General features: G+C 71.1%; 6 protein-coding genes. 3 read left to right on the top strand and 3 right to left on the bottom strand.

Annotated elements, in window-relative coordinates:
• The coding region (locus tag H5J33_RS21330; RefSeq protein WP_181796526.1) for a GNAT family N-acetyltransferase at positions 1 to 538 on the top strand (538 nt) is incomplete at its 5' end.
• 145 nt (positions 539 to 683) lie between these two features.
• Here H5J33_RS21330 and H5J33_RS21325 read toward each other — a convergent pair.
• From H5J33_RS21325 to H5J33_RS21315, 3 genes are all read right to left on the bottom strand, one after another.
• Entirely contained in the window at positions 684 to 1,196 is a 513-nt protein-coding gene (locus H5J33_RS21325; RefSeq protein WP_181796525.1) for a GNAT family N-acetyltransferase, read from the bottom strand.
• 5 nt (positions 1,197 to 1,201) lie between these two features.
• The gene (locus H5J33_RS21320; protein ID WP_181796524.1) at positions 1,202 to 2,500 is read right to left on the bottom strand and encodes an acetyl-CoA carboxylase biotin carboxylase subunit family protein; all 1,299 of its coding nucleotides are present in this window, start codon (positions 2,498 to 2,500) and stop codon (positions 1,202 to 1,204) included.
• 132 nt (positions 2,501 to 2,632) lie between these two features.
• Complete coding sequence (locus H5J33_RS21315; RefSeq protein ID WP_181796523.1) at positions 2,633 to 3,943, bottom strand: MFS transporter; 1,311 nt, start codon at positions 3,941 to 3,943, stop codon at positions 2,633 to 2,635.
• A gap of 711 nt (positions 3,944 to 4,654) precedes the next feature.
• Between H5J33_RS21315 and H5J33_RS21310 the strand changes: the two genes are divergently transcribed.
• Together H5J33_RS21310 and H5J33_RS21305 are read left to right on the top strand one after the other, a co-directional pair.
• Positions 4,655 to 5,134, top strand: a complete 480-nt coding sequence (locus H5J33_RS21310) for a hypothetical protein (protein WP_181796522.1) — start codon at positions 4,655 to 4,657, stop codon at positions 5,132 to 5,134.
• Positions 5,131 to 5,601, top strand: a complete 471-nt coding sequence (locus tag H5J33_RS21305) for a GNAT family N-acetyltransferase (RefSeq protein ID WP_181796521.1) — start codon at positions 5,131 to 5,133, stop codon at positions 5,599 to 5,601. Before H5J33_RS21310 ends, H5J33_RS21305 begins: the two co-directional genes overlap by 4 nt.
• The last annotated feature ends 114 nt before the right edge of the window (positions 5,602 to 5,715 follow it).

Here is a 5,715-nt window from a genome sequence, read left to right as displayed (position 1 = left end):
CGCCGAGGTCCCGCTGCCCGGCTTCCGCGGCCGGCTCCCGGCGGGCTGGGAGGTCACCTTCCGGATCGAGGGCGTCCAGCTGGTGGACGACGGACTGTCCGCCGCGCCGGATGCCGAGGCGGTGCGGCTGGGACCGGCGGACGTGCCCGAGATGCTGGACCTGGTGGCGCGCACCCGGCCCGGCCCGTTCCTGCCGCGCACCGTGGAACTCGGCACCTACCTCGGCATCCGCCGCGACGGAGCGCTGGTCGCCATGGCGGGGGAGCGGCTGCACCCGCCGGGCTGGACCGAGATCAGCGCGGTCTGCACCGACCCCGCCTTCCGCGGCCGGGGTCTGGCCACCCGGCTGATCCTGGCGGTGGCGCACGGCATCCGGGAGCGCGGGGAAACGCCGTTCCTGCACACCGGCGCCGGGAACACGAGCGCCATCCGGCTCTACGAGTCCCTCGGCTTCCGGCTGCGCCGCCGCACGGTGTTCGTGGAGGCCCGGGCACCGCAGGAGCAGCCGGACGACCGGGCGGCGGTACCGGTTCCCTAGTACGTGACAGGGCTCGGAACGGTCCACGGCGCGGGCGACGAGCGCCCGCGCCTCCCGGAACAAGGCGTGGTCCTGCTCGACGGAGCCCTCGGCCACCACCGTCGTCCGCGGGCTCCCCGAGATCAGCGGCCCGATTCCTTGCGGCTCACGACGTGCCGTACAGCGGGCCGATCCGGTGCAGGATCTCGTCGTGATCGCCGCCGGAGGACCACGACGAGGGGAACAGAGGCTCCCTGTGGGTGTGCGCGCCGTACCACCGCGCGAGCTGCTCGCAGGCCTCGGTGCCGGCCGCGTTCCCGGGCGGCACGGCGGCCTCGATGAAGCGCGCCCCCTTCGCGATCTCCCGCTCCGCGGCGGCCCGGAGGAGATGCGCGCCGAGGGCCGGGACGCCGAGCAGCGGGCTGACTCCGGTGCGCAGGACGACGTAGGTGTCCGGTACGTCCGGACGCCTGTACCCGATGAGGAACCCGATCACGTCCCGGCCCGCGGCCGCGACGAGTGAGGTGTCGGCGAAGTCCCGGAACCAGCGCGCGTAGGAGTGCGGGCCGGGGGAGTCGGAGTGGGGCGTCTTCCGGGCCAGCTGCCAGGCCGGCAGCGCGTCCTGTGGCGTGGGGGAGCGGTAGGCGACGAGGCCGCGCGTGCCGGTGACAGGGGGCATGGAGATCAGGAGGCTTCCGCGTCGATGTCCAGCTCGACCTGGTCCACGAAGACACGAGTCGCGCTCTCGGGGTCGGCGTCCAGGGGGAGGTCGACGACCACGGACGCCGAGCGTCCGCTCGAGTCGTTCAGGTCTCCGAGCACGGTACCGCGCGACAGGCCGACCATGATCGCGGCACATCGCGCCGGGGCGTCCGCGTCGGTCGAGGACACGGTCGGCCAGTAGCCGTCGTCCCCGATCCACGACACCGTCTGCGCGGTGGAGCGCACGTCCGCGAGCCTGCCCGGCCGGTGGTCCACGAAGCGCTGCACGGCTCGCCGGGTGGGTGCCGGGTACTGCGGCTCGATGCCGAGCGCGAGGTCGACCATGGCCGGTTCGACGGGCCGGCCGGTGGCGAGGTGCCACAGCATGGTGATCGCGTCACCGGGCAGCCGCGCGGCGATCTCCATCAGCACCGGCCGGCCGTCCCGCAGCCGGAACTCCGCGTGGGTGATGCCGCTGCCGAACTCCAGGGTCTTCAGGATGGCGGTGTTCGCCGCGATGAGGGCCTCCGCGTCGGCCGACGGAATCCTCGCGGGGCTGGTGTGCCCGATCTCCGTGAAGTACCGGCTGCTGTCCTCGTTGGTGAGCTTGGCGGTGACGCCGCTCCAGACCACCTCGCCGTGGTGGACCAGGGCCTCGACGGAGAACTCCGGTCCGGTGACGAGTTCCTCCACCAGGATCGTCTCGTCCGGCTCGTAGGCGGCCAGGGCGGCCCGCAGCTCCGCGTCGTCCGCGACCTTGACGACACCCGAGCTGAACATCCGGCCCGCCGGCTTGACGACGCACGGGTACACCTCGGACGTCGCGGTGTCCCGCGCGTGCGGCGCGAAGGCGCGCCACGACGGCCCGTGGTCGCCCAGGATCACGCGCTGCATGACCTTGTCCCGGCACACCCGTGCCGCCCAGGAGCCGGGGCCCGGCAGGCCCAGCGCCTCCGCCAGCGCGCCCGCCGGGTCGACGAACACCTCGCCGCTGCAGAGCACGCCGCGCACGTCGAAATCGGTGATCCAGTCCTGCACCGAAGCCCACACACCGTCGATGGCCGGGCTCGGCAGCTGCCGGACGTCCGCGATCCGGGACAGCGGGTGTGCGGAGTCCTCGATGTGCGTCTTCAGGCGGGCCAGGTCGGTCGTGGGGCCGACGATGACCAGCGGCGTCAGCCCGCGCCCCGCGATGTCGGTGATCAGGCGGTGCTGTCGGGCCAGGGCCGCCAGATCGCTCATGACGATCACGGCGGGCGGGCAGTCGGTCTGACGGTTCAACGGAATCCCTCCAGGGAGACGTCGTTCGGTACGGATATGTGTCACGGCAGCCGGAGCGGGCATGCGGGCATACGGGCGTGACGCGGTGTCCGGTGTGTGCTGTGTGTGCGATGGCCGGCCCGGAGGGACGGCTCAGCCGGTCCGGTCGTCGGGTCGCTGGTCCGCCGGGCCGGAGGGCGACACATCAAGAGCCGGTTCCTGGGACGGTGTTCTGTCGCTCCGCGGTGTGGTCACCGCTCGCCGGGTCAACCGGGAGCCGATGCCCAACTGCGCTGCCGCCGCCGCGACGGTGACCACCAGACAGGTGATCCACAGGGGGACCGGTCCCCAGGTGCCGATCACCCAGCCGCCGAAGAGCGGTGCCACCACCGCCGATCCGGTCCAGGCGACCTGGAAGAGTCCTTGGTACCTGCCGCGCATGTGTTCCGGCGAGACGCGTGCCACCACGGCGAAGCTGGTTGGGGTGTTGCCGATCTCGCCCAGGGTCCACACCACGATGGACGCGCCGTAGAACCAGGCCGAGTGGCCGAACAGGAGGACCGAGTAGCCCACCCCGATCAGCGCCGACGACCCGGCCAGTGCCCATGACTCGGGAAAGCGCTTGTAGAGCCGGGTGAGCGGCAGTTGCACCGCGGCGATCAGGATTCCGTTGAGCGCGGCGACCCGGCCGAACGTACTCGGTGAGAAGCCGTCCTGGCCCATGGCGATCGGCAGACCGCTCTCGTTCTGCATGAGGATGGTGAGCACCAGGAACTCGGCGGCGACGAACGCCACGAAGGAGCGGTCGCGCAGCACGCCCCCGAATCCCTCGCCTTCCGGGGTGCCGGCCGGCGCGGCGACCGGGCCCCGTCCGGGCACCCGGGCCGCGATCAGCAGGGCGCCGATCAGGAACGTGGCGCCGTTGAGCCAGAACAGAGCGGTGTAGCCGGTGACGGAGACCAGGCCCACGGAGAGCATCGCCACCGAGTAACCGATGTTGATCGCCCAGAAGTTGAGCGAGTAGGCCCTGGCGTGGTCCTGGGGCGGGATGACCTCGGCGATGAGGGCGTTGTGCGCGGGCCGCGTCGCGTTGTTGACCACACCGACCGCGAAGGCCGCCAGGACCAGGGCCGAGGGCGAACGCGCGTAGGCGAGGGCGATCATTCCCGCGGCGGTGGCGATCTGCGCGCCGACCAGCGTCGGTTTGTGACCGAGGCGATCGGCGAGGATGCCGCCGAACGGCCCGGCCACGAGGGACCCGAAACCGATGACCGCCACCACCGTGCCGGCGAACGCGGCGCCGCGGTGCAGCTCGTCGGTGATGTAGAACGCGAGCAGAGGCATGACGAAGCCGCAGGCCCGGTTGACCAGTTGGGCGGTCCACAGCCACCAGAAGCCGGACGGCAGGCCGCCGAATGTGGCGACGACCGATGACCGCGCCCGTGCCAGTGGGCTCAATCGCATGCGTTCCCCTCCGTCGTAACGCTGGTGGTTCCCATCAAGGGCGTGCGGTTCCCGTGGTGGTGGTGGGGAACGTCGCGGCGTGTTCGTACCGGCGCCGAAAACCCTCGTGCTGCTCGGTGAACCGGCGCGAGGGGGACGCGAGTCGCCGGGTGTGAGGTCTCGCGTCCGGCCCGCCTGGCCGCAGTGATCATCAGCGGGGCGGGAGGAGCCTGTCAAGACCGAGTAGCGACCGCAGGGGTACTGATTCCGATAGTTGGACAGGTTCCACGCAACGAAATTCGAAGATTTGCCTTGCCTTGACTATCGATTACCGAACCCCTCGCTTGACATGCGATCGGACCGCCAGCAAGATCACTTCGTCGGCAGTCGCGACGGGTGACGCCCTGCGAGCGCAACCGGCACGACCGTGTGTCGTGAGGGGACGCCAGTGGGACCGCCCGGTCGCCGATGGCGCACCGCTTTCCCCGTTCGGACGATCTCCGAGCCTGTGCGGACGGACGCCGGCCATCCCCGCCCGATCGTCACAGGCCGCGGCACCAGCGCGTGGGGCCGGCCCGCACGGCACGACCGGGGCGTGGTCCCGGGAACCGCGCGGAGCGGACACGTCGTCAGCGGATGCTTCCCCGGCTCGACGGTCCGAGGCGAGGCGCGGGCGGCGGCACGTGTCGTGACAGCAATGGTCTGTGGCCCGAGGACAAGGGGCGGTACCGGATGAACTCACTTACCTACAAGCCGCGTCGGGTCGTGGCACTGGCACCCGTGGAGGTGTCCGGCCGCGTCCTGAAGGCGTACGTCATGTTCGCGGACGACCCGGGCGGCCGCCCGGAACTCCCGGACCCGGAGTGGCTGCGACGGCACGCCGCCTCGGTGCTGGCCGAGCCCCCGCGGGAGGGTGACCACCCGGTCGGCTTCCTGATCCTGCATCACGGCCTCGAAGGCAGCTACCTGCTGGTGAGTCAGTGGTACGACGCCGACATGCTCAAGCACTGGGTGCGTGGCGCGGTGGCCGGCCCCGACGGCGGCACGACGTTCGCCCCGCTCGCCCAGCGCGATCTGATCGCCTGTGTCTGGGAGCTGGAGGTCATCCGGTTCGAGCGGGACGCCTGGGTCAGCACCGTGATGGCGGAGGGCCGGCTCGACAGCGACGTCATCGACGCGTATCTCGGCACGACTTTCTCTGGATGGATATGAGCCACGACATCAAGGTGCGACCGATCGAACCGGGGCACCTGGACACCCTGTTGGAGCTGTGCCGCGAACACGCCGCGTACGAGAAGGCGGACTTCGCCGACAACGGCCAGGTCCAGCGCTGGAGTTCGGCGTTCTTCTCGGACCGGCCGGCGCTGTACGGATGGCTCGCCACCGCCGACGGGGAACCTTGCGGCTTCATGACCGTCACCACCGACTTCGCCACGTGGAGCGCCGAGCGGTTCGCCTACATGGACTGTCTCTACCTCCGCGAGCCGTACCGCCGGATGGGTATCGGCCGGCTGTTCCTGGAGCGGTTGCGGGAGTTCTCCGCCGAGCAGGGCTGCGGCTGGGCCGAGTGGCAGACACCGCCGGACAACGAACTCGGCATCGGCTTCTACCGGCGTATGGGCGCCCACGCCAAGCCCAAGATCCGCTTCCACTACGACGTTGGGGTGTGTGGCGTCTGATGACGACGAACTCCGTACCGACGGCCGCCCGCGTCGCGCTGCCGCCGTGGTCGATCGACCCCGCCGATGAAGCCGGGGCGTACCGTGCCGGCCGGCGAGTGGGTGTTCGCCGGG

The organism is Streptomyces sp. WELS2 (assembly GCF_013870595.1).
GTDB lineage: Bacteria > Actinomycetota > Actinomycetes > Streptomycetales > Streptomycetaceae > Streptomyces.
Note: the sequence above shows the minus strand (reverse complement) of the source record. Positions and strands in the feature narration are given on the sequence as shown.

Coding starts and splice junctions, on each gene's coding strand:
- H5J33_RS21325 (WP_181796525.1), bottom strand. CDS start 1,196: ATGCCCCCTGTCACCGGCACGCGCGGCCTCGTCGCCTACCGCTCCCCC.
- H5J33_RS21315 (WP_181796523.1), bottom strand. CDS start 3,943: ATGCGATTGAGCCCACTGGCACGGGCGCGGTCATCGGTCGTCGCCACA.
- H5J33_RS21310 (WP_181796522.1), top strand. CDS start 4,655: ATGAACTCACTTACCTACAAGCCGCGTCGGGTCGTGGCACTGGCACCC.
- H5J33_RS21305 (WP_181796521.1), top strand. CDS start 5,131: ATGAGCCACGACATCAAGGTGCGACCGATCGAACCGGGGCACCTGGAC.